At 38.0% G+C, this 24,655-nt stretch carries 22 protein-coding genes; 11 read left to right on the top strand and 11 right to left on the bottom strand.

Translation table 11 applies throughout. From position 1 onward, the window contains the following. Positions 1 to 27: 27 nt before the first annotated feature. Together ACG59Z_RS15025 and ACG59Z_RS15020 are read right to left on the bottom strand one after the other, a co-directional pair. Positions 28 to 459 carry a hypothetical protein gene (locus tag ACG59Z_RS15025; RefSeq protein WP_400200045.1) on the bottom strand — a complete coding sequence of 144 codons (432 nt, stop codon included), beginning with the start codon at positions 457 to 459 and terminating at the stop codon, positions 28 to 30. Between the two features lie 95 nt (positions 460 to 554). Next, a complete protein-coding gene (locus ACG59Z_RS15020) occupies positions 555 to 977 on the bottom strand; it encodes a hypothetical protein (RefSeq protein WP_400200095.1) in 423 nt (140 codons plus the stop codon). A gap of 175 nt (positions 978 to 1,152) precedes the next feature. Here ACG59Z_RS15020 and ACG59Z_RS15015 point away from each other — a divergent pair, with 175 nt between their 5' ends. Beyond that, positions 1,153 to 2,910 carry a DUF262 domain-containing protein gene (locus ACG59Z_RS15015; RefSeq protein WP_400200043.1) on the top strand — a complete coding sequence of 586 codons (1,758 nt, stop codon included), beginning with the start codon at positions 1,153 to 1,155 and terminating at the stop codon, positions 2,908 to 2,910. A gap of 152 nt (positions 2,911 to 3,062) precedes the next feature. Here the strand turns inward: ACG59Z_RS15015 and ACG59Z_RS15010 are convergent, their stop codons facing one another. Continuing rightward, complete coding sequence (locus ACG59Z_RS15010) at positions 3,063 to 3,929, bottom strand: LysR family transcriptional regulator (protein ID WP_400200041.1); 867 nt, start codon at positions 3,927 to 3,929, stop codon at positions 3,063 to 3,065. Between the two features lie 108 nt (positions 3,930 to 4,037). Between ACG59Z_RS15010 and ACG59Z_RS15005 the strand changes: the two genes are divergently transcribed. Both ACG59Z_RS15005 and ACG59Z_RS15000 read left to right on the top strand, forming a co-directional pair. Beyond that, the gene (locus tag ACG59Z_RS15005; RefSeq protein WP_400200040.1) at positions 4,038 to 4,940 is read left to right on the top strand and encodes a DMT family transporter; all 903 of its coding nucleotides are present in this window, start codon (positions 4,038 to 4,040) and stop codon (positions 4,938 to 4,940) included. 67 nt (positions 4,941 to 5,007) lie between these two features. Further along, positions 5,008 to 5,292, top strand: a complete 285-nt coding sequence (locus tag ACG59Z_RS15000; protein WP_400200038.1) for a YciI family protein — start codon at positions 5,008 to 5,010, stop codon at positions 5,290 to 5,292. Between the two features lie 52 nt (positions 5,293 to 5,344). On the opposite strand, the gene glyS is transcribed toward ACG59Z_RS15000, so the two are convergent. The 3 genes from glyS to ACG59Z_RS14985 all read right to left on the bottom strand — a co-directional run bounded on the left by glyS (position 5,345) and on the right by ACG59Z_RS14985 (position 8,906). Continuing rightward, complete coding sequence (glyS, locus tag ACG59Z_RS14995) at positions 5,345 to 7,414, bottom strand: glycine--tRNA ligase subunit beta (protein ID WP_400200036.1); 2,070 nt, start codon at positions 7,412 to 7,414, stop codon at positions 5,345 to 5,347. Further along, a complete protein-coding gene (gene glyQ / locus ACG59Z_RS14990) occupies positions 7,414 to 8,391 on the bottom strand; it encodes a glycine--tRNA ligase subunit alpha (protein WP_002044989.1) in 978 nt (325 codons plus the stop codon). Before glyQ ends, glyS begins: the two co-directional genes overlap by 1 nt. A gap of 89 nt (positions 8,392 to 8,480) precedes the next feature. Continuing rightward, the gene (locus ACG59Z_RS14985) at positions 8,481 to 8,906 is read right to left on the bottom strand and encodes a hypothetical protein (protein ID WP_104075323.1); all 426 of its coding nucleotides are present in this window, start codon (positions 8,904 to 8,906) and stop codon (positions 8,481 to 8,483) included. A 29-nt stretch (positions 8,907 to 8,935) separates the two neighbouring features. Here ACG59Z_RS14985 and ACG59Z_RS14980 point away from each other — a divergent pair, with 29 nt between their 5' ends. The 4 genes from ACG59Z_RS14980 (at position 8,936) to ACG59Z_RS14965 (ending at position 12,757) form a co-directional block, all read left to right on the top strand. Next, complete coding sequence (locus tag ACG59Z_RS14980; RefSeq protein ID WP_400200032.1) at positions 8,936 to 9,352, top strand: lysozyme inhibitor LprI family protein; 417 nt, start codon at positions 8,936 to 8,938, stop codon at positions 9,350 to 9,352. A gap of 109 nt (positions 9,353 to 9,461) precedes the next feature. Beyond that, complete coding sequence (locus ACG59Z_RS14975; protein WP_151823145.1) at positions 9,462 to 10,724, top strand: putative DNA modification/repair radical SAM protein; 1,263 nt, start codon at positions 9,462 to 9,464, stop codon at positions 10,722 to 10,724. 2 nt (positions 10,725 to 10,726) lie between these two features. Continuing rightward, complete coding sequence (locus ACG59Z_RS14970) at positions 10,727 to 11,524, top strand: TIGR03915 family putative DNA repair protein (protein ID WP_400200030.1); 798 nt, start codon at positions 10,727 to 10,729, stop codon at positions 11,522 to 11,524. A gap of 132 nt (positions 11,525 to 11,656) precedes the next feature. Further along, a complete protein-coding gene (locus ACG59Z_RS14965; RefSeq protein WP_002117107.1) occupies positions 11,657 to 12,757 on the top strand; it encodes an HPP family protein in 1,101 nt (366 codons plus the stop codon). Positions 12,758 to 12,826: 69 nt separating this feature from the next. Here ACG59Z_RS14965 and ACG59Z_RS14960 read toward each other — a convergent pair whose 3' ends face one another. Then, positions 12,827 to 13,081 (bottom strand): PspC domain-containing protein, encoded by a 255-nt coding sequence (locus ACG59Z_RS14960; RefSeq protein WP_002052345.1) that lies wholly within the window; start codon positions 13,079 to 13,081, stop codon positions 12,827 to 12,829. A gap of 243 nt (positions 13,082 to 13,324) precedes the next feature. On the opposite strand from ACG59Z_RS14960, the gene ACG59Z_RS14955 reads away from it, so the two are divergent. Then, complete coding sequence (locus ACG59Z_RS14955) at positions 13,325 to 13,981, top strand: hypothetical protein (protein WP_400200026.1); 657 nt, start codon at positions 13,325 to 13,327, stop codon at positions 13,979 to 13,981. Positions 13,982 to 14,084: 103 nt separating this feature from the next. Here the strand turns inward: ACG59Z_RS14955 and ACG59Z_RS14950 are convergent, their stop codons facing one another. Next, the gene (locus ACG59Z_RS14950; RefSeq protein WP_400200025.1) at positions 14,085 to 15,908 is read right to left on the bottom strand and encodes an acyl-CoA dehydrogenase C-terminal domain-containing protein; all 1,824 of its coding nucleotides are present in this window, start codon (positions 15,906 to 15,908) and stop codon (positions 14,085 to 14,087) included. A gap of 257 nt (positions 15,909 to 16,165) precedes the next feature. On the opposite strand from ACG59Z_RS14950, the gene ACG59Z_RS14945 reads away from it, so the two are divergent. Then, positions 16,166 to 18,514 carry a hypothetical protein gene (locus tag ACG59Z_RS14945; protein ID WP_400200023.1) on the top strand — a complete coding sequence of 783 codons (2,349 nt, stop codon included), beginning with the start codon at positions 16,166 to 16,168 and terminating at the stop codon, positions 18,512 to 18,514. Positions 18,515 to 18,560: 46 nt separating this feature from the next. On the opposite strand, the gene aroE is transcribed toward ACG59Z_RS14945, so the two are convergent. From aroE to ribA, 3 genes are all read right to left on the bottom strand, one after another. After that, complete coding sequence (gene aroE, locus ACG59Z_RS14940; protein ID WP_400200021.1) at positions 18,561 to 19,349, bottom strand: shikimate dehydrogenase; 789 nt, start codon at positions 19,347 to 19,349, stop codon at positions 18,561 to 18,563. A gap of 176 nt (positions 19,350 to 19,525) precedes the next feature. Next, positions 19,526 to 20,476, bottom strand: a complete 951-nt coding sequence (hemF, locus tag ACG59Z_RS14935) for an oxygen-dependent coproporphyrinogen oxidase (protein WP_004884608.1) — start codon at positions 20,474 to 20,476, stop codon at positions 19,526 to 19,528. A gap of 127 nt (positions 20,477 to 20,603) precedes the next feature. Continuing rightward, positions 20,604 to 21,206 carry a GTP cyclohydrolase II gene (gene ribA / locus ACG59Z_RS14930; RefSeq protein ID WP_001121170.1) on the bottom strand — a complete coding sequence of 201 codons (603 nt, stop codon included), beginning with the start codon at positions 21,204 to 21,206 and terminating at the stop codon, positions 20,604 to 20,606. Between the two features lie 303 nt (positions 21,207 to 21,509). Here ribA and dxs point away from each other — a divergent pair, with 303 nt between their 5' ends. Continuing rightward, entirely contained in the window at positions 21,510 to 23,414 is a 1,905-nt protein-coding gene (gene dxs / locus ACG59Z_RS14925) for a 1-deoxy-D-xylulose-5-phosphate synthase (protein ID WP_400200018.1), read from the top strand. A gap of 121 nt (positions 23,415 to 23,535) precedes the next feature. Then, positions 23,536 to 24,366 carry an inositol monophosphatase family protein gene (locus tag ACG59Z_RS14920; RefSeq protein WP_000433617.1) on the top strand — a complete coding sequence of 277 codons (831 nt, stop codon included), beginning with the start codon at positions 23,536 to 23,538 and terminating at the stop codon, positions 24,364 to 24,366. Positions 24,367 to 24,655: the final 289 nt, after the last annotated feature.

Genomic DNA, 24,655 nt, shown 5'->3' with positions numbered 1-24,655 from the left:
TGCAACGAGTTTTTTTATGGAAAATTTTTAATCACATTTTTCTAAATTGGCTTTACTAAAATTGCTCTGGAGCTTTTTAAAATTATTTTGAATTGCTGGATCTTGAATATTAAACGTGGTTGAGCTTTTTGTTGTCGAGTTGGTGGCTTGACTTAATATGCCAGAAGAATCTGGATATTGTTCTGTAAATGATTGAGCTGAAATCAGTCCTTTATTGTTAAAAATCCAGTGCTCAGTCACTTGGCCTCCACCTAAATAACCCGTAAATTCAATCATGCAAGCTTGTTTATCATGTTTAATAAGTTTGGCGACATTGCCAGTGGTGGTTGGATAAGCTTCGATATTCGTATCTTGTTCTAAAACTTGTGCCTGAGAATAAGAAGAAACAGATTTGGTGGTCGCACACGCAGTTAATACTACACAACATAGTGTTGAAAAGAGAAGTTTTTGACTATTCATAAGGCAGATTCCTAGCTCTTTGTGGTGGGTGTATTTCTTTTTCAAAGTATATATTTTTGAAAAGCGCGACATGATCGCGCTCCTCAAACCCAATTTTAATTGGTCGTCGTGCTAGATTTGCTTAACTCACCTTGTTCTATCGGTATGTTTTCACCATTTCGACTACTGGTAATATTTTGTTTGGCTTGCTCTATTTTCTGTTCAGTAAAGACTTTTGCTGTATCTGCTTTTTGTTGAACGACTTCTGCTTTTTCAGCTGTAAATTCTTTGGTGTTTTTCCATTTTTCACTAATTTTGTTCGAGGTTTTTTCTGAAGCACCTTGAATAGAGTCTCCTAAATTTTGTATGCCTTTTCCTGTTTTATATAACAGGACACGTCCTAAACTTGGGTTATCGCCATAAGGTTGAGTCTTAGATGTTGCTTCATTTACTTGTTGAGGCTGTGTTGTTTCAGCTGCCCAGAGAGAAGATGATGCTATCAGAACAGACGTTAAATACAGTGTTGGTACTTTTTTCATCATCTTTTTATCCATTAAACGTAAGAAAGTTTGCAAAATAATTCTAGGTGCTAATAGATTGAAAAGTAATTTTTTATAATAGAATATTTGTTTGCTTTTTATATAATAATTACATAGAGAATGTATAATCCATATCTTGGAAATATTTATAAATGTAGTAAATAATGGTGCAAGAATGAAAATTGATGCTGCTGATAAGGACATTGGGGATATACTTAATCTAGGCTATTTCAAAATACCACGATTTCAGCGTCCATATTCTTGGGAGTTAGATGAAGTACAAACCTTTTGGGATGATGTAGTTAACGGTAGTACTACCGATTATTTTATCGGATCAATGGTCGCATTTCAGATAAATAAACCTTACTTTGGGATTGTAGACGGTCAACAAAGGCTAACAACTATTACACTAATGCTGGCTGCTCTAAGGAATGCCTTCTTTAGACTAGGTAGTGATAATTTAGCTAAAGGTATTCATCAGTTTATCGAAAGAGAAAATGTAGATTACGAAAATGAATATATTCTAAATGCAGAAACATCATTTCCATATTTCCACTCTCAAATACAAGCTTATCCAGATGAAATTATAGTAACAGAAAATGATATAGGAGTTGAGGAGCAAAACTTAAAAAACGCTTTTGACCGTATTGAAAGTAATTTGATTAAAGAGTTAACAAATTTAGTTTTAAAAAATAAATATGAATTTGATAAATTAAATGATAAAAAATATAACTTTTTATTGGAGGATACTGATCAAAAAAAAGTAACAGAATTCTTAAGAAGTATACGTGATAAAATACGCTCACTAAAACTAGTTTTTATTAATTTAGATAATGAAGAAGATGCTTATCTTATTTTTGAAACCCTCAATGCCAGAGGAAAAGATCTTCGAGTTTCTGATTTGATTAAAAATTTATTACTTCAAAAAATAAAGTCTACTAGTAAGAGTGTAGATAAGCCCAAAGAAGCTTGGAATTCGATAGTAAATAAATTATCTAAATCTGGAACTGATGTAGTAGATAACTACGTTGTACATTATTGGTTGGCTAATAGAGAATATACTACGGAAAAAGAGCTTTTTGCTAAAGTTAAAAAATATGTAAACTCTGATAATAATAACGCTCAAAAAATTTTGAATGAGTTGGGGCAGTATTCTGAATATTATTTACAGATGCTTATGCCTAATTCGACCATAACAACTAAAGAAATGTTAGGTGTTAAAAATAGTTTAAATGGTCTGAGAATATTCAATGTTAGGCAACAATCATCTATTGTCTTAGCTTTGTTAGCTGCATATGATAATGGAAATATAACTCTTAAAAATTTAAAAAAATCTTTAAAAATTATTGAGCACTTTCATTTTCAATATAATGCTATAGCTTCAAAGCGTTCATCGGGATCTATTGCTACTGGTTACTCAAAATTAGCATTAGAGCTAAATTCAGTAAAAGATAATGATTCTTTTCAAAAATTTTATAATAATTTATATAATCATTTATCCGATAAAATGCCAAAATATGATGAGTTTGATGTTAAGTTTAAACAGTTGATTTATCTTTCTGATCAAACTAGAAATCGTAATGTTATTAAGTATGTGTTTACATTACTTATGGAAGATAATAATCCAGCATTAAATCTAGATTATGAGTCTTTAACAATTGAACATTTAGTTTCACAATCAACATTAAAAGATATTAACTTTGGAAAAGAGCAAATGGTTGGAGGTTTTGGAAATTTAATTTTAGTATCGACAAGTATTAATAGTAATGATTTAGCAAATAAATCAATAAAAGAAAAAATGGTTATTTTGCAGAATAAACAATATCCATTTGCGCAAAACTTACTTAAAGAAGAGTTTTTAGGAACAGATCAGGAAATTGCAAATAGGTTAGATGAACTTTCAAAGAAGGTTTATGAGATAACAAAAATTTAAAAAATCGCCGAAAGGCGGTTTTTTTAATTAATTCTATAATTTCCTTATATTGATTATATCAGTAAAGAGTTACCTAACTGAGCTAAAAAATCTAAACAAGTTGATTACGAGAATTCATCATTTAATAGTAATAGACTTACTATTCCCAATATTCATAAATAAAATTCAGACTTAATTAACTCTATAAATGTATCTCTTGCTTTGTGGTTGCTCACATTTGTATGCCAGAAAAAGTGATTTTGCATAAAGGCAAGATGTTCAAACTTATAACTCTGAATATGCGCTAAATTTTTATATTGTTCATAAATACTCTTAGGCACTAACGCCACGCCAGAACCCGCACTCACACACCCAATAATGGTGGCATAACTGGTAATGCTGGTGATGGGAAGTGAAATATTCTTGAGTTTAAGCCAATCTTCGAGAGCTGCACGGTAAGGGCAGCCTTCAGTCCACATAAAAATTTCTTTACCAATCAGATCTTCTTGGCAATGAATTTCTCCCAAAGAATGGGACGCAATTAGGACCATGTCTTCTTGATAAATACTGAGTTTATTAAGCATCGGGAACTCAATATTGCCTGCGACAATTGCACCATCAAGTTTGTGCTGAGAAATATCGACTAATAGCTGTTTCCATGTGCCAGTAATAATTTGAATGGAAACTTCTGGATAACGTTGATGATATTTCGCAAGTAAGTTAGGCAGACGAGTTGTGGCAGACGATTCAATAGCTCCAATTTTTAATGGGCCAGAAGGTGGGGCATTAGGATGAATACTTCGTTTGGCTTCATCACAGAGCGCTAAAATTTTACGGCAATAATCGAGAAAGATTTCTCCAGATGGCGTGAGCTTTAAGCTTTTTCCTTCACGATAAAACAGCGGTGCACCGAGTTCTTCTTCAAGTTGTTTAATGCGTGTCGTAATGTTAGACGGTACACAATGCAACTGCATTGATGCTTTAGCCATGGTGCCGCATTCAACCACGGTTTGAAACATTTTTAACTGGGCGATATCCATATTTTATCATTCACTTTTAATGAATACTTAACTCAATATAAGTTAATTTTATTCAACTATCTATGCGCATATGATGAAAGAGTTCCATTTCATTAGTGCAGATTTAACATGGCTATTTCTCTTACTGCCGAAACCCAGCCTCCCGCATTTAAGCTTTACCTATGTATTACTATTACTGTCTTTTGTTGGGGCTATTCACCTATTGGTGTACATAGTGCTTTGCATTCATATACACCGCAGCATATTGCATTGCTTCGCTTTTTGATCGCATCGTTTTTTTTACTGCTTTTGATCATGAAAAAAGGCATTCAACCTTTAAAGTGGAAAGATGCTCCTGCGCTTGCTGTATTAGGATTTTTCTCTGTAACGCTGCATCATTTACTCATAAATACAGGGCAGCAGTATGTGACTGCGGTTGCATCTAGTATTTTGAGTCAATCTATTCCGCTATTCACTTTTATTATTTCAGCTTTGCTTTTTAAAGAAAAAATTAGTTTCAAACAGTGGTTGTGTATTTTGCTTGGCCTTTGTGGCGCCGTGTTAGTGGTTAGCGGAGATCATGGTTTTGGTGTACCGAGCCCTTATAGTTTATTAATTGTTTTAGCTGCAATTGCGTGGGGCCTTTATTTTAATTTATATAAAAAATTTGCTTTAAATTATGATGCTTTGAGCATGATGTGCTACATCATCTGGTTCGGGACCATTCCTTTACTATTTTATAGCGCCAATCTACCGGATGAAATTTTACATGCCACTTGGCAAGCCAATATGTCAGTTGTCCTATTAGGTATTTTTCCAAGTGCGATGGCTTATGTACTGTGGGGCTATGTACTTAAAAATATGCCGTTAACGATTGCATCGAATTTTTTATATTGCTCGCCGATTGTCGCCATGAGTTTGGCAGTGCTTTTTTTAAATGAAAAACCATCAATGATTGTACTGCTAGGTGGAGTGATTATTGTGGGGAGTTTGGTGTGGATGAATTGGGGGAATAGGCGTACTATCGAATAAGCTATAGATCATTAAACTATCTATAGATTGATGTTATGTCATGTGCTGCTTACTTTAAGAGAATGAGATGATTGTTATTACCTTGACCTATAAAAAACCATTGACCGAAGTTGATGCTGTACTCAAAGAGCATATTGCATTTTTAGATCATTATTATGAGCAAAAGAAGTTTCTGGCATCAGGGCGTCGAGAAAATAGAGTAGGTGGGGTGATTTTGGTTTTAAGCTCTTCGATTCAAGAAGCCGAAGAAATCATGAAAAATGATCCGTTTTATATTCATGATGTGGCTGATTATGATTTTATGTGGTTTGAGCCATCAAAAAGTTTAGAAGAAATTAAAGAATTTGTTTAACGTAAAAAATAAAGGGATCTATAAAAGATCCCTTTATTTAGTCATAAGCTAATTAGCCTTGCAACACACTCACATCAGCCACTGCAGTAAACAAGTTACGTAACTGAGCCAGTAAACGTAAACGGTTTGCTTTCAGGTCAGCATCATCTGCCATTACCATTACACCATCAAAGAATGCATCAATCGGTGCACGAAGTGCTGCAAGCTTAGAAAGGGCAGCAGTATAGTCTTTTGCTGCAAGTAATGGTTCAACCACAGGTGTCACTGCTTGAAGTTCAGCAAATAATGCTTTTTCAGCGTCTTCAACCAAGTTTGCTTCAACTACAGAACCTTCAGGTGTTGCTTCTTTTGCAAGAATGTTCGCAACACGTTTATTTGCAGCAGCAAGTGCAGCAGCTTCAGGTAGTGTACGGAAGTGGTTAACAGCATTTACACGCTTGTCAAAATCAAGTGGAGATTTTGGTGCAAGAGCTTGAACGGCTTGAAGTACGTCAACAGCAACACCTTGGTCTTCGTACTTAGCACGGTAACGACCTTCCAAGAATGTAACCGCGTCAGCACGGGTTTTGTCGTGGTCTTTAACGATATCGCCATAACCTTGCAGGGCAAGACTCACTAGCTCTTCAATGGTTACATCTAATTCATTTTCAATGATTAAACGTAAGATACCAATTGCTGAACGACGAAGAGCAAAGGGGTCTTTAGAACCTGTAGGCGCTTGTCCAATACCGAAAATACCAACGAGCGTATCTAAACGGTCAGCAAGGGCAATGGTTGTACCTGTTTTGGTTTTAGGTAAAACGTCACCCGCAAATTTTGGTAAATATTGCTCACCTAAAGCTTCAGAAACTTCAGTGTTTTCGCCTTCAATGCGTGCATAGTAAGTACCTGCAATACCTTGAAGTTCTGGGAATTCACCAACAAGCTCAGACGTTAAGTCACATTTAGCAAGTAATGCAGCTTTTTCAGCATCTGCTGGGTTTGCACCAGTGATTGGCGATAACGCAACAGCAAGTTTTGCAATACGTGTTGATTTGTCCCAAAGCGTACCAAGCTGAGCTTGGAATACCATGTTTGCTAATTTTTCTTTACGAGATGCAAGCGGTTGCTTTTGATCTTGTAAGAAGAAGAACTCAGCATCAGACAAACGAGGACGAACAACTTTTTCGTTACCTTCAATAATTTGAGTTGGGTCTTTAGACTCAATGTTTGAAACAGTAATGAAGTAAGGCTGTAATTTACCTTCGCTATTGATCAAGCAGAAATATTTCTGGTTGTCTTGCATCGTCGTAATGAGTGCTTCTTGAGGAACAGCAAGGAAGCGCTCTTCAAAGTTTGCACGAAGAGCAACTGGCCATTCAACCAGACTTGTTACTTCATCAAGTAAGTCAGCCGGAACAATCGCAGTCGCGTTAACTTCATCAGCTAGCTTTTTCACTTGCTCTTGAATGGTTGCTTGACGTTTTTCAAAGTTTGCAACGACGTATGCTTTTTCTAAAGCAGTTAAATAGTCATTTGCATGCGCTAAAGTCACAGCTTCTGGTGCATGGAAGCGGTGACCATAAGTCACATTGCCAGCTTTGTGATCTTGAATAGTCGCGTCAACAATTTGGTCATCTTTGAGTAAAAGAACCCATTTCACTGGACGCACAAATTCGGTACGGCTTGCAGCAGAACGCATACGCTTAGCAATTGGTAAATTGTCTAATGCAGTTTGTAAAATTTGTGGAAGTAAAGCGTCAAGGCTTTGACCTTTTACATCTTTTAAATAGCAAACTTTTTCAACTTTACCTGCTTGGAAAGTAGAAAGTTGGTCTACAGTAATGCCTTGGCCACGCATAAAGCCTTCAAGTGCTTTAGTTGGTTTGCCTTCTGCATCGTAAGCCGCTTGAACAGCAGGGCCATCAAAACGTTTTTGTGTATCAGCTTGAGCAGCATCGATATCGACAATTTTAAGCGCTAAACGACGTGGAGCAGCATAAGCTTCAATAGATGCAAAATTTAAACCTGCATCTTTTAAGCCTTTTACCGTTTCTGCCTGTAATGCATCACGTAACGTTTTTAAGCTTTTTGGTGGAAGCTCTTCACAGCCAAGTTCGAATAAAACAGTATGTTTGCTCATTAGTTTTTCTCCGCCTTTGCTGCTTCACTTTCAGCTTGTGCTTTTAGCTGTGCCAATACTTCATCACGTAAGTGTGGTTCTGCCATTGGGAAGCCAAGCTCTGCACGTGCTTGTACATAACTTTGTGCAATAGCACGCGCTAAAGTACGTACACGTAAAATGTAACGTTGACGCTCAGTCACAGAAATTGCGCCACGTGCATCAAGTAAGTTAAAGGTATGAGATGCTTTAACAACTTGCTCATAAGCAGGAAGAGAAAGTTTTGCTTCAATTAAACGGTTTGCTTCTGATTCGTAAAAATCAAATAGTTCAAATAGTTTTTCAACTGGAGCGTATTCAAAGTTATAAGTCGATTGTTCAACTTCATTTTGATGGAATACGTCGCCGTAAGTTACAGTACCAAATTGGCCTTTAGTCCAAACAAGGTCATAAACCGAGTCTACACCTTGAAGGTACATTGCAAGACGTTCTAAACCGTAAGTGATTTCGCCTGTTACTGGGTAACATTCAACACCACCGACTTGTTGGAAGTAAGTGAACTGAGTTACTTCCATACCGTTAAGCCAAACTTCCCAACCTAAGCCCCAAGCACCTAGCGTTGGAGATTCCCAGTTGTCTTCTACGAAACGAATGTCGTGAGTAAGCGTATCAATCCCGATTGCTTTTAAAGAATCGAGATAAAGCTGTTGGATATTGTCTGGATTTGGCTTAAGTACCACTTGGAACTGATAGTAGTGTTGCAAACGGTTCGGGTTTTCACCGTAGCGGCCATCTTTTGGACGACGTGAAGGTTGAACGTATGCCGCGTTCCAAGTCTCTGGCCCTAAAGCACGTAAGAATGTTGCGGTGTGGAATGTTCCAGCGCCCATTTCCATGTCGTAAGGTTGTAATACGACGCAGCCTTGTTCGGCCCAATAGTTTTGTAGGGCAAGAATTAAGCCCTGAAATGTATCAATGTGCGAGATGGCGCGACTCATGTAGCATCCACGAATTTATGAGAAAAATTGCCCCTAAGTATAAGGATTTTGTGGGGGAGTGGCAAAGGCTTAATCACAGGAATATGTGTTTAGCCGATTTGTTTTCGCCTCAGCCATTCCAAGCCTAGCCAGTAGCAAAAGCTGGTAAATAAAATCATAAGATAAAAACTATAGATCTTATAAATATGCCACCAAGGAGAAGGGAATGAACCGACAAAAATTAAGCGTGTAATAGGGCTAATCAAAATCCAGATGACAGTTGCGCAGATAAAAATACTCATCAGATTTAAACGATTTTTACGCGCGAGAAAATATGAAGTGATATATGCGAAAGGAATAACCAGAAGACCATAAAAAAGTAAATAAAATAAGAAATGGGCTAGAAAAATAACTGCAACTGAATAAAGACTAAATTCCGCATTAAAGATGATTATTCCTAAGGCAGATATACTCAACAAAGGGATGGGAGCTAGCGCAAGTGCGCGAATAATCGTTTTTTTGTTATATTGAAGCATATTAAAAATTATAGAATCGAGAATAAATTATGCTGAAATTTTGCTGCAAACTCATTGTTTTATCCAGCCTTTTTTGTAGTACATGGCTATATCCGCAGACCGAAGCTGGCGAGCACGATGAATACAACCAATGTGTAGAGCAGACTATTAAAGAAATGCAGCTTGAGAGTATTAACAATATGGTTGTGCATAGTTGTTCTGAACAAGCTAAAAAGACTTATGAGGAAAAAATAGTTGCTCTGATTGATCAAATTCGTACACAAAGCGAAGAATACAAACAGCCAGAACGTTACCAAGATATTTTAAAATCTCAGCGACTTTGGAAAGCTTATGTAGATCAGGAATGTAGTAATGCAGGCTCATACATTGGCTCACCGATGTATTCATATTGCCCAATGCAAGAGTATGCCGAGCGTGTAAAACAGCTTGAAGAATACGTTAATTAAGACGGATTATTTTAAACGTCACCTCATGACGCTTAGCGTACTTCACTGGATTAAATTTACGCATGCGAAATGATATTTTTTAAACGATGCCATAAATGAGTCGTTTGATATGTCTGATCGCATTCGAGAAAAACTACAAATTCTTGCTGATGCTGCTAAATATGATGTGTCTTGTTCATCAAGTGGCAGTGACCGTAAAAACAAAAATAAAGGTCTGGGGGATGCCAGTCATTCAGGAATTTGCCATAGCTATACTGAAGATGGCCGCTGTGTATCTCTCTTAAAAATTCTATTTAGTAATGTTTGTATTTTTGACTGTGCCTATTGTGTTTCACGCCGTTCTAACGACGTCCAGCGTGCAGCATTTACTGTGCAAGAGGTTGTAGATTTAACCATTAATTTTTATCGCCGTAATTATATCGAAGGCTTATTTTTAAGCTCAGGCATTTTTAAATCGGCAGATCACACGATGGAGCGTATGCTTCAAGTCGTAAAGAAGCTGCGCCTTGAAGAAAACTTTAATGGCTATATTCATCTAAAAACCATTCCGGGGGCATCTCCTGAACTGATTCATGAAGCAGGTTTATATGCTGACCGGATGAGTATTAATTTAGAGATGCCGACCGAAATTGGGCTAAAAACTTTTGCACCAGAAAAATCACATCAGGAAGTGCAAAAAGATTTAGGTTTGGTCCGTGACAGGCTCATTCAGCTTAAAGATGAACGCCAAATCATTAAGCATGTGCCGAAATATGTACCAGCAGGACAGACTACGCAAATGGTAGTGGGTGCTCATCAAGAGTCAGACCAAGATGTCTTGTTTATGGCAGATAAGCACTACAAAGAATTTAAACTTAAACGCGTCTATTTTTCTGGTTATATCCCAATTAATACTGAAAATAATTATTTACCAGCAGTGGGTTCTGCACCACCGTTGCTTCGTGAAAACCGACTCTATCAAAGCGATTGGCTAATGCGTTTTTATGGTTTTCAGGTCAATGAAATCGTCAATGAAAAACACCCAAACTTAGACCTTGATGTAGACCCGAAATTAAGCTGGGCTTTGAGGCATCCTGAACAGTTTCCAGTAGACTTAAATCGTGCCGATTATCAAATGATTTTGCGTGTGCCGGGTATTGGAGTGAAATCGGCGAAGAAAATTGTTCAGGCTCGCCGTTTTGGAAAAATCCATATCGATTTACTTAAAAAACTAGGCGTGGCCTATCAGCGTGCAAAATTCTTTATTCGCTGTGAAGACAGTCCAAAATTCCAAAAAGAACTATCATCAAGTTTTATTCGGCAGCAGATTTTAACGCAGGGATCTTCGAAATATGTGCAGCAACTCTCGCCACAATTAAGCCTTGGGTTTTAGTCATGTTTAATGATGAAGTAGCTTACTATTTTGATGGTTCGATGGTTGGGCTGCTGAGCTGTGTTTTTCGTGCATTTCAATTTAAAGAATTACAGGTCAGGCTCCATCTGAATGATGCAGCTCAACATGGCTTATTTGCTGATAAAATTGAGGTTGCAAATAATGAGCAACATGCCGAGCGTGTTTGGTCAGCGCTACAAAAAAAGCTTTCATCTTCTTCATTAAAACAATTCTATTTTGCTTATTTATCTGAATCTTTAGACGCCTATCAGCATTTATTTAATTACTGTATTTATGTGTTTACTAGCCATATTTCCATAGAAAAAGATTTTTCAAATCCTAGTGTTTTAGCGATTGCACAGTGGACGAAAAAGGTCGGGCGAGAGAAGCATCGGATGGAAGCTTTTATTCGGTTTAAGAAAACCAAAGATGAGCTTTTTTTGAGTTTAGTACGTCCTGATTTTAATGTTTTACCGCTTATTCAGCCGCATTTTAAACGGCGTTATCAAGATCAGCGTTGGCTGATTTATGATGAGAAACGTAAATTCGGACTGTATTATGATTTACGAGAAATACATGAAGTTTCACTCGAGGCTTCTGAAGTTGACCGCAATTTAAAAAATGGAATGAGTCAAAGCTTTCAGCTTGAGCTTGATGAGCAGGAAGTTTTATATGACCAGCTTTGGAAAGATTATTTTAACAGCGTGAATATTACTGAACGCCAAAATATAAAACTTCATGTGCAATATTTGCCGAAGCGTTACTGGCGTTATTTAAATGAAAAATTGATGGAATATTAAAGTATTAAAATCATAAAGAGTAATTCAGCCAGTTTTCTTATTGTTGAAAGGTATAATTTAAATGCACTTTATGTGGCTTTGGGCGTATACTTTTGCCCGTTATAAATGACGGCATATCCCCTAAGGTGTACTGTGAGTGTTATACAGCGAGAATGGTTACAGATTTTAAAGCCAAATTTTAAGGTTTTACCCTTAAAAGAACGGTTACTTTGCGGTATTGGAGCGTTGTGTGGTTTAGCAATTTCCTCCTTAATTAGCTGGTATGTTCTCGGGGGAATTAATGCATGGTACATCGCCCCAATGGGCGCCTCATCTGTTCTTCTTTTTGCTGTGCCGACCAGTCCTTTGGCCCAACCATGGAATGTAATTGTTGGTAATACGTTAGCTGGAATTATTGGTGTTGCCTGTGCACAGTGGATTCCGGATTTAACCACAGCTTTTAGTGTCGCAGTTGGTTTTGCCATTTTTCTAATGATGACCACCGACTCTTTGCACCCGCCAAGTGGAGCGGTTGCGATTACAGCCGTGCTGGGTGGGGCAGCAATTCATAAGTTGGGCTTTTACTTTATTTTTTATCCAGTTTTACTCAATTCGTTACTTCTACTTGGGTTCGCTGTTTTCTTTAATCGATTGATTGGGCGACATTACCCAGTTACCGCACATTTAAATGAACGTAGTAAAGACCCAACGCCAACTCAAAAAGTATCAATTCAGCCGAAAGATATTGAGTATGCATTAGGGCATCACACTGAACTTTTAGATATTAGCCAATACGACTTAGAAAAAATCATTTTAGAAGCTCAGGAACATGCCAATGAGCGTATGGTAAATCAATATATCTGTCAGGATATTATGAGCCGTGATGTGATTAAGCTACATGAAGATGATGATATTCATCAGGCACTCGATAAGTTTAAACAAGTGAACTTAATGAGCCTACCTGTAGTAAATGCAGAAAACCATTTGGTCGGAACTTTAGCGTTATATGAAGTTGTAGAGTGGTTTAAGGGTGCAGCAGATCCAAGAAACTCTTGGCAGCATTATGTAAAGCAGATCATGAGTCGACGAGTGGTTACTGTACTACCAACCCAACCTATTCAAGATTTAGTGCCATATTTTGTTGAAAAGTCGTTTAACTACATTCCTGTTGTTGAAGATCGTAAGCTTATAGGAATGATTAGTCGTGCAGATATGATCGCGGCTTTACAGCAACAGTTAAATCGAAAACTATAATTTTTAAAATAAAAAAAGCTACGGTTGATTAGGGGATGCAACCGTAGCGACCAAAATAAACTAAGTTATTTAATGTATTTGTTCTTCTCGTACAGTACGAACAGGTTGTTGATAACCTTGTACTTGTTCAGGCTGTCTTTTAGGAATGACTAACCATAAAACCAAGTAGACTAAAATCCCTGGGAAAGCCGCACTCATTACCGAAACCAATACGAAAATAATGCGTAATAAATTTGCGTTCCAACCAAAACGTTCAGCAATACCGCCCATTACACCGGCGATCATGCTTTGTCGGTTCGAGCGATATAAACCAGAATTGGTCATGTAGTTCTCCTCAAATATATAAATGACAAGAGATATTTATTTCTCTTGGTTAATGGAAATATGGCGTCAAAATTAGCAAATTAAAGTCCGGTAAAACTAAAAATAGTTAAAATATGTAAATGGTTTAAATGAATGAAAGCAACATCAACTAAAATGCACTCTTTCGGGGCTGAAAGTGTTTGTAGCAGTGATGAGATCGTTCTTGAATCCTAGTTTGAACTGTAGCATTGCTGTTGTATGTAAATGATGTATATATCTTTGAAGTCGTCTGGTCTTTTAATGAAACATTTAGGTTTGGCTGCCATTTTATGTATGGGACTGAGTGCCTGTGATGCAAATCATGCCGATTCTAAGGATCACTCAGCGGTAGCAACGACCTCTAAACATGAAGATAGTTTAGTTAAAAGTACGACTGTGGTTAAAACTTTGGATGATGCCGCGGGACGAACTTTCTTGCCTGATGGTGTGCAAGACAAGACTTCGAAATTATCTGAAACAGATCAACAATATGCGGGTCGCTACCATACTCGTATTTCGTGTGAAGATAATTTTGCTGATTGTGAAACAGGTGAAGCAGAATATATTTTAAATTTATTACCTGATGGTACTGCGTATTGGAATGTTATTCATTTTGGCCGAATCAGTAATAAAGACGGCGCAAAAAGTGCAGCCATTAATCAATTATGTCCTTCTTTGACGTGGAAAGTTGATTCTGATGCTCATGAGTTAAAGATTCAATGTCCAACATCAGATGTTAATTTTTATTTTAATATTATTTCAAAACAAAAATTAATCGTAAATTTGGAGAAACTGTTCTACAGCGATTATGGTAAAAACCGTGAATTTCTAGAACAAAACTATTTTGTTCCTACAAAAGCCTATGTGCTTAATAAAGAATAAAGTTAATTTTAATTTAATAAAAAAGAGCGCAATTTATATTGCGCTCTTTTGATTTTAATACTTACTTATATTGCGCTCTTTTGATTTTAATACTTACTTATTATTAGTAGTCGAAACTAAAGTGTTCAACTGGTAATGAAGTAAGTGTACGAGACGTAGTCACCATTGATTCTGCATGACCTTGTGCACGTGGCAATAAACGGTCGAAGTAGAAATCAGCAACTTTAATTTTTGCTTTATAGAACTCAGGAGTTTCTTGACCGTTACCTGCTTCTAATTTTTCAGAAGCAACCACAGCTTGTTGTGCCCAGAAATAAGCCATCATGACATAGCCTGAGAACATCAAGAAATCTACAGAAGCAGAAGATACGATGTCGCGGTCTTTACGTGCAGCAAGCATGATACGAACTGTTAACGTATTCCACTGTGCACAAAGTTTTGTTAGGTCCCAAGCAAAACGGCGTAAGTATTTATTACGTGCGTGAGCTGCACAGAATTTTAAGATTTCAGCAGTGTATTCACGTACTACTTTACCTTTTGAACTTAACAACACTTTACGGCCAATCAAGTCGAGAGCTTGAACGCCTGTTGTTCCTTCGTATAAGGTCGCAATACGTGCATCACGTACGATTTGCTCCATACCCCATTCTTTGATGTAACCATGGCCGCCGTACACTTGCATACCGTGGTTAGCAGCTTCTAGGCCAAGCTCGGTCAAGAAACCTTTTAGAATTGGTGTATAGAAACCAAGTTTGTCATCATAGTCTTCAAAAGCAGCTTGATCACCACGTGTTAACGCATCTGTCATTTTGTCAGCGATTTGTGCAGCGTAGTAAATCATTGCACGGCCGCCTTCAGCGATTGCTTTTTGAGTTAAAAGCATACGGCGTACGTCTGCATGGTGAATGATTGCATCAGCAACTTTATCTGGATCTTTCTTACCAGAAAGCGCACGCATAGACATACGGTCTTTGGCATATGGTAGAGCACCTTGGAAAGATAACTCAGCATGTGCAATACCTTGAACCGCAGTACCGATACGCGCTGTGTTCATGAAGGTAAACATTGCATGTAAACCTTTGTTTACTTCACCAATCAGATAACCTGTTGCATTGTCAAAGTTGAGTACAGCAGTTGCAGAAGCACGAATACCCATTTTGTGTTCGATTGAACCACAAGTTACCGTATTACGTTCACCCACACCACCATCAGCTGTAGGCATAAATTTAGGTACGATAAACAAAGAAATACCACGTGTACCCGCTGGTGCATTTGGAAGACGCGCAAGCACAATGTGAATAATGTTTTCAGTTAAATCGTGTTCACCGGCAGAAATAAAGATTTTTGTACCCGTGATTTTGTAAGTACCATCTGCTTGAGGTTCAGCTTTAGTTTTTACCTGACCTAAGTCTGTACCACATTGAGGTTCGGTTAAGCACATTGTGCCGCTCCATGTACCTTCAACAAGTTTAGGCATATATGTTTGTTTTTGCTCATCTGTACCGAATTGCAAAATAGTGTTCATACAACCTGAACTTAAACCTGGGTACATGGTAAATGACCAGTTTGCAGTACCCATCATCTCTGATTTGATCAGGTTTAAAGACATTGGCAGGCCTTGACCACCAAATTCTTCAGGATAAGAAAGCCCTTGCCAGCCACCCATTACGAACTGGTCATAAGCTTCTTTAAAACCTTTTGGCGTTTTTACTTCGCCGTTGTCAAAATGGCAACCTTCTTCATCGCCAGATTGGTTAAGAGGTGACAGTACGTTTTCACAATAATCGGCCGCACCTTCAAGAATCATATCTACAGTATCTGGATCTGCGCTTTCACCATTTGATAAAGTTTTATAGTGAGCAGGGTAGTCTAGTACTTCATTCATTAAGAAGCGGATATCGTGTAAGGGAGCTTTATATGCTGGCATGGCTTTAATCCTAATTTTGAATCATTGTGGGATTATCTCAATCGATGATTTGATTATTCACTCGCATGATAAAAATACAATGTTAATCACACCCGAAAAGAATGTCAGAAAAGCGAATTTTGTCGAAAATAAATACACTGGAAATTATATTTTCTGATAAAGTCAGGTCTTATACTTTTATGTGAAAAAACAACTAATTTTTTTATTTTTAGCAAGTTTTGCTGAAAAGATAAAGCGATAAGGTTTTAAAAAAGGTTATGCATTTAAAATATCTCAGTTTATGTTTATTTAGTTTGGGCTTGACGGCATGTGCGCAACACAGTGTGCGACCACAAGTGGCATCTGCGAATTTAGAGCAAAAAGCTATTCAAAGCGTTAACGCGATGTATGAATATCCAAGTTACGATTATCGCGGAAACTTTAAAATTACGGTTGATCCATCACAAATAAAGCAAAACTCAAAAGCTGAAAATACACCTAAGCTTGATGCTGAATTACAAAAGAAAGTTAATCAGTATCTACGTGAGCAAAAGGTTGACTTAAGTAAAGCACAGAAACAGACTTTATATGCAGCTATTGCAAATGAACAAGGCGATTTGGGGCTGACCTCATCAGCACGTTCTGAAAAAGTAAATGCTGTATTAATTAATTTATTAAATGATCTTCAGTTTAGCTATGACGGCTCAATTCATTATCGTCAAAAAATGGGTTCATTTAACCTAACTGCCAGATATGAAAAACCAACGCTATTGGTTCAGGCAAAATTGCCAATGGTGCTTGATTTAGAAAATTATAAGTTTTACGTAAATTACTTTGGTTTAATGCCGTATTTGGTCAATAAAGAAAATCAAAACAATTTAGCTTATATTGATTTTTCAAAATACAAAGACTTCTTTAAAAATGTCGATATGAAGAAGTTTGTTGAATATCTTAAAGCTTCTAGTGCAGTGTCATATCGTTTGGCTGACCCGCAAAACTTACAACGCGTATCTCTGACAGATACTGATCGTAAGGCTGGAGCTGTTGATAAAATTCGTTTAAAAACTACGATTGAAGAATTACTTTTAGAAGTTGAGCTGTATGGTCAGGTCAATGATAAGTACCTTCAAAAAAGTGTTTTAGGTTTCGACAACGAAAAGATGGCAGAAAAGGTAGCCAATGAGCTTGCTGCTGCTGAAGCGAAAAAAGGAGCTGCTGATAAAGAAGAACAAAAAGTTTCTTCGGAAGATGCCTCTGCTGTAAGTCAGGAACTATACAGTTTAATCAACGCACATTTTGATGGTGCTCTTTCATCCGATGATGAAGGTGAAGATAATTTAAGTGCGGCGGCGCAAGCTCCTGAAGCTGCAGATGCATCAGTTTCTGAAGACGAAGATGCCAGTGAAGAAGCTGCTGCAGATGGTGTACAAGATGCACAAGCTGAAGATGTTGTAACTCTCACTGAAGATCAATGTATTGAATTAAAAACACTGAAGAAACCTGTTGCTTTAGGTGATATTAATTATTGCCAAGTTTATGGCATTGATGTGCTAGACCAGAGCGCTGCAAGTGCTGAAAAAGTTCAAACCAAGTCTCGCCGAGACGCTTTAAAACAAACATTTGAAGCTTATAACCAAAACCAGTTTATCAATGATGAAGCATTCAAAGCTTTATGGTTAAAACACAAAGCTGAGATTGAGCAAGCTTTACCGAAGCAAAGAAATCCAATTACGATTGATGTGGCTTTAGATGACAAAGGCCGTGCAGTGAACATGGCTTATGATGTTGCTTATACGCCAGCTGAGTTTAAACACAGCTTTAATATTAAAGCGGATATGCAAATTTTAAACTACGGTAAAGCAACTTCAATTGATCAAAAGCAACTTAAACAAGCCAAGTCTGTAGCTGAAGCAAGTAAAGGCTCTATGTTGGAAAACTTTATTAAAGGCTTTGGAGAAAAACTTGGTCAAGGTGATGTGTTAGAACATCCAGTAGGCACACATAGTGATGTACAAGATTTAGATACAAATCTGGCTGTACTTGCAGATAAAACCTATGATGCAACGCATGCTTATGACAAAACTTATAAAGCAGTATTTATTGCCAAATTGACTGCCGAAAAACCGTCATATATTAAGTATTACTCTGTTCAACAGCTACTAGAAATTGCTGAGGTTTATGCTTACTGGTTCTCTGAGGAAGATACTTATAATCCTCAAGGAAAGGCTTTAGAACGTATTACAGCTTTACAGCAAAAGCATCATCTTGAGCAAGATGAGCAGTTTGATCATGAATTAGGTCGTGCTGTAGATCATATTGTAATAGAAACTATACAAGGTAAAGCAGGGCGTGAAGCTTGGCAGAAACTACAGAAACAATATAAACAGCCAGCTCAACTTTTCTCAAAACAGTATCAGTTAGAATTTGAAAAACAAAACGGTGTTTCTTCTGAAGAAAAGCATTTGTTATCAGAAACAGCTGATATTTTAGGGAATGTCTATGTAGCTGCTCGTAAACAACAGCTTACGGAAAAAACAATTCAGAAGTTAAAGCCTGAACATAATGAATTTATTGATTATGAAATTTTCCGAGATGTTTATAAGCAAATGGTTGCTGCTAAAAAATAGTAAATAAGATAAAAAAGAACCTACATCAAGTAGGTTCTTTTTTTGTTTATAAGAAATCTTTTAAGTCTGGTCTTACACCATTCCAAATATAAAAAGCTTCAATCGCTTGACCAACTAACATGCCGAAACCTTCAGCATAAGGCACATTTCGTTGCTTGGCTTGATCTAGGAAACTAGATGGCTTGCCGTAAGCCATTTCATAAGCATGTTTGAATTGTAATTTTTCAGGTAACTGTAAAGCATCACCTGAAAGGCTTGCAGAAGTCGCATTAACTACAATATCAAAATTCCCCTCTAAGTCATTTAGAGAAATAGCTTTTAATTGGGTTTGTGGAACTGCTGTTTTTAAGTCGTCTACAAGTTGCTCTGCACGTGCCAGAGTTCGATTTGCAATCACAATCTTTTTAGCACCAGCTTGCACAAGCGGATAAATAACACCACGAGTTGCACCACCAGCTCCTAAAATTAAAATAGTTGTATTTTCAAGATTCCATTCTAATGCTTGAATTGCCGCAACTAAGCCTTGACCATCGGTATTGTCACCATGCAATTTGCCATTTTCCATCCATAACGTATTTACAGCTTTAGCAATTTGAGCACGCTCAGTTAACACATCACATAAAGCAAAAGCTTGCTCTTTAAACGGAACAGTAACGTTCATACCACTTCCGCCTTCTGCAAAGAAACTGCGCATGCTCGATTCAAAACCATCGAGAGGGGCCAGCCGTTTTTGATAGTTTAGATCAACACCTGTTTTTTCAGCGAAAGCATGATGCAATTCAGGAGAGCGTGATTGTTCGATCGGGTTGCCAATTACTGCAAACTGTTTGGTCATTCTTGTATCCAAAATTTTAAAATGGCATGAAGCAGATAAAGCCTATACTGAATATTCAGCAGGCCTCACTATAAGTCAAATTGGCACAAGAAAAAATATTTGGAGGCTGTAGAAAAGTTGAAAACAAAAAAGGAGATTCTTTAGGGTGGAAGCCAAAGAATCCCCAAAACAAAAAATTAAGCGACTTTTTCTTTTAAACCTAACCAATCACGAGGTTTTAAATAGTAGTCAGTTAAACGTTTTTCTGGAGAGTCTTCATCCCATTCAGGACGATAAGACCATGCAGCTAAATTAGGTAAGCTCACTAAAATCGACTCAATACGGCCGCCTGTTTGCAGACCAAATAAAGTACCACGGTCATACACTAAGTTGTATTCGACATATCTACCGCGGCGATAAAGCTGAAATTCTCGTTGAGCTTCGGTATACGGCTGTTCACGGTGTTTCTCAAAAATTGGCAAAATGGCATTTAAATAACCATTGCCTACAGCTTGAATATATTTAAAGCAAGTTTCGAAGTCCCAGCAATTTAAATCATCAAAAAATAGACCACCAACACCTCGTTGTTCATCGCGATGTTTTAAATAAAAGTAGTCATCACACCATTGCTTATGTTCAGCATAAACATTGTCACCAAAAGGTTTACATAGGTCATAAGCAGCTTGGTGCCAATTTAAAACATCTTGGTCATCTGGATAAAATGGCGTTAAGTCAAATCCACCGCCAAACCACCAAATTGGATCTTGTCCTTCACGTTCTGCAACGAATAAACGGACATTGGCATGAGAAGTTGGAATATTTGGGTTTTTAGGGTGAATAACTAAAGAAACACCGAGTGCTTGAGCTTTAGCGCCTGCAATCTGAGGGTGACGTTCAGTAGCAGATGCAGGAAGTTTGCTAATGTTGATGTGAGAAAACATCACACCACCTTTTTCGATCACTGTGCCATTTTGCAGCACACGTGAACGACCGCCGCCGCCTTCAGGGCGTTCCCAATCATCAATAATAAATTCTGCCGTACCACCGCCAGCTTTTTCTTGTTGTTCTAAACCAGCGCAAATACGGGCTTGTAAATCGAGGAGAAATTCGCGGACACGTTGAATATCTGTGGAAGTCGGATGTTGCATAATGACCCTCAAAGATGATTGATATAAATTAAATACATCAAAACATAAAACCATAAAAAAAGTAAGGGATTTTTTCTAAATCTTGAAAAAATCCCTTAGACATTGTTTTTAAACTTTGGATTTGAAATCAAAAATCATCTTTTTGATAAAGGTGATCCATTCTTTCACGTTTGGTTTTTAAATATTGCTCATTAAAAGGATTACGACCTACGGTTAACGGTACACGGTCTACAACGTTAATACCTTGATCTTTGAGTGCCTGAATTTTCAAAGGATTGTTGGTAATTAACTTTACTTCTTTTACTTTTAAGTGGTCGAGCATGATGCTACACATATCGTAACGACGTGCATCGGCAGGTAAATTCAATAGTAAATTGGCATCTACGGTATCGTGTCCCTGATCTTGTAGGGCATAAGCACGAATTTTATTGGTTAAACCAATTCCACGACCTTCTTGGCGCAAATATAAAATTACGCCTTGTCCTGCTTCATTGATGAGTTTTTGAGTTGCTTGCAATTGTGGGCCACAATCACATTTCAATGACGCAAATGCATCACCTGTTAAACACTCAGAATGTACACGGACTAAAACAGGGCCTGTTGGTGGATTTTCTAACCCTTTAGAAAGTGCCACATGTTCTTCACCTGTTGCTGGATCTTGAAACACAGAAATATTGAATTCACCAAAAGCGGTCGGGAGTTTTGATGTTGCAATGAACTCTATAGGCACAGATTAACTCATCTTTTAACCGAAAACGGTTTAAAGTATAGCGTAATGCTGGGAGATTGGTCGAATTGTCATAATCATTTTGCACACTAAGGTTTTCTTTTTTGTATAAAGAAGACGATAATAGTTGATAAATAGTCAGATTATTCAGGATAATCTGCCAACCATACCCATAATGTATGAGAGACTGCTTTGCATGATCTCGTTCGCAAATGTGGCTGATTGAAGGTGACTTCATTCGATTGTATGATCGACCCATTTTGACCCAGCTTAGGATTTGCCAGGCTTATAAAGGCTTTGCCACATATGTTGTATACCGAAATTCCAACTCAACGCCCTGTTACGCCATTGTTAGATGCAATTGATCATCCTCAACAATTACGTCAGCTCGAGCATAGCCAACTGGTTCAAGTGGCTGATGAGTTGCGTCAATATATTTTATATGCAGCAGGCCAGAGTGGTGGCCATTTCGGTGCTAACCTCGGCGTGGTTGAGCTGACGGTTGCGCTGCATTATTGCTTTAATACACCAAATGACCGTTTAGTTTGGGATGTGGGACATCAAGCATATCCACATAAAATCCTGACTGGTCGCCGTGAACAAATTACAACTATCCGTTCAAAAAATGGTTTAGCAGCTTTCCCTGCTAGAGAAGAATCAGTTTTTGATACCTTTGGGGTAGGGCATTCATCAACAGCTATTTCAGCTGGCTTGGGTATGTCACTTGCACGCCGCTATCAAAATGACCCATGTGAAGTTGTTTGTATTGTGGGTGATGGTGCAATGACTGCGGGAATGGCATTTGAAGCCATGAACGATGCTGTTGCACATGATGCTGACTTGATTGTTGTACTTAATGACAATGACATGTCAATTTCTTGTAGTACTGGTGGCTTTGCTAAACATTTAGCTGCAATTTGGGAAAAAGGTCATTTAGTCAATGTAGATGAACATGGTGAGGCTTACATTCAGCCACATCCAAAATGGACCTATAACTCTCGCTTACACCAATCAGCAACCGATGCAGCAGATAATCTATTTAAAGCAATTGGTTTTGATTATTTTGGACCATTTGATGGGCACGACGTCACTCAGTTGGTTCAAGTGTTCAATGCGCTCAAAAAACGTAAAGGCCCACGTTTAGTTCACGTTTATACTAAAAAAGGCAAAGGCTTTGCTCCAGCGGAAGCTGACCCTATTACTTACCACGCGATTGGCAAAATTAATGCTGCTTCAGGCGGGAAAACACCACCAAAGTATTCTGATGTATTTGGGGAATGGTTGTGTGACGAAGCTGCTCAAGATGAGCGTTTGCTTGCGATCACGCCTGCCATGTGTGAAGGTTCGGGCATGGTTAAGTTTGCCAAACAATTCCCACAACGTTTCTTTGATGTAGCTATTGCAGAGCAGCATGCTGTAACACTTGCAGCGGGTATGGCATGTGAAGGACTAAAACCTGTTGTTGCAATTTATTCGACATTCTTGCAGCGTGGTTACGATCAACTTATTCATGATGTTGCATTACAAAATCTCGATGTAACTTTCGGGATTGACCGTGCTGGTTTAGTGGGTGAAGATGGCCCAACACACGCAGGTGCATATGACTATGCCTATATGCGTACTGTGCCGAATATGGTGATTATGGCGCCAAAAGACGAGAATGAATGTCGTCAAATGCTTCATACAGCTTATGCCTATAATGGCCCTGCCGCAGTACGTTATCCACGTGGTGCAGGTGTTGGTGTCGAAATTCAAAAAGAAATGACTGTTCTTGAATTAGGTAAAGCTGAAATCATTGCAGAAATTAAACCAAATAGTGATGAGCAAATTACAGTTCTAGCATTCGGTAGCCGTGTCATGGTTGCTATAGAAGCTGCCGAGCAACTTGCACAAAAACACGATGTTGGTGTGCGTGTCGTAAATATGCGCTTTGTAAAACCGCTTGATGAACAAATGATTCGAGACTTGGCTGAACATACTCATTTATTCGTAACAGTTGAAGAACACGCGATTATGGGTGGTGCAGGTAGTGCTGTGAATGAGTTTATGGCACAAGAGCAAATTGTGAAACCTATCATTAACTTAGGTTTGCCAGACTCATTCTTGCATCAGGCTTCGCATAATCAAATGCTGCAAGATTGTGGTCTAGATGCTAAGGGTATTTTGAACTCAATTGAGAGAGCTTGGCTTAAGCAAAATCAGGTGGTTTAAGCCTTTAATAAAATTTTTGAAACATTTTTTCCCATAAAGCGCATTCATTTGCTAAAATGTATGCGCTTTTATGCATTATTCTTTGTCAAAATCTTCAAATTTGTATTGTAGTGGGTGTTCAATGGAACCTATGGTGGTTATGGCTGCGCGTGCGGCTCAAACAGTTGGTCAAGAGCTTTTAAAAGCGCATCAAAATCGTCATAAACTCGATTTGCAAGTTGAAGAGAAAGGCATTGATGGCCCGGTAACACGTGTAGATCGTTATTTAGAACAATTAACGATTGATACATTACGTAAAAGTTATAAAAACCATAGCTTCTTAGGTGAAGAGTTCGGTTTGCAAGAAGGCAAAGGCCATGATGCAGACTGGTGCTGGGTAATTGACCCACTTGATGGCACGCAAAACTTTATTAATGGTTTCCCTCATTTCTGTATCTCTATTGCAGTTCAACATAAAGGCGTTACTCAACACGGTGTAATTTACGATCCTGTACGTGACGAATTGTTCTCTGCAAGTCGCGGTCGCGGTGCGGTAATGAACCAACGCCGTATTCGTGTAAATGTAAAAGATAGCTTAGAAAATACATTCTTGGCAGTAGGTCACCCTTACCGTGCTAAACGTGCTGGTGAAATCGTATCTTATGCAGAGCAGCACTTTGCTTCATTATTAGCTGTGACTCAAGCGGGTGCTCAAATCCGTCGTGGTGGTTCAGCTGCTCTCGACTTAGCTTATGTTGCTGCTGGTCGTTTCGATGGTTTCTTTGAACTTGGTTTAAAACCATGGGATATCGCTGCTGGTGAGCTTATTATTAAAGAAGCGGGCGGTGTAGTGGTTGATGCTCGTGGTGGAAATGACTCACTTGAAAATGGTCAAGTGATTGCATGTTCACTTAAAATGTTAAAGCCATTAATGCAAACAGTTGTTCCTGCTTGGGACAAAGCTGCAAAATAATTTAGAAATGCTTTCAATGTTAAGACCCTCTTTTTATAGAGGGTCTTAACTTTTTAATGATCGGTAAAATACAAATAATAGTAGAAATAACGATAAAGTTGATTAAAACACATGACTTTTAAATTCTTTCTGCTATAATCCGCCCACGCACTTAAATTTCCGTTCATTACCTGAACATTCTGTTCTATTCATTGTAAGCGCACGCTGTCCATAGAGAGGACCATTTCTTGCGCCCCAATCGCTCAGCGATTCTTCAGGTTCGGCCGTAATCAAGCGTGCGTTTAATCCA

Origin of the sequence: Acinetobacter sp. ABJ_C1_1 (assembly GCF_044684115.1) — a bacterium.
GTDB classification, from domain to species: domain Bacteria; phylum Pseudomonadota; class Gammaproteobacteria; order Pseudomonadales; family Moraxellaceae; genus Acinetobacter; species Acinetobacter nosocomialis_A.
Note: the sequence above shows the minus strand (reverse complement) of the source record. Positions and strands in the feature narration are given on the sequence as shown.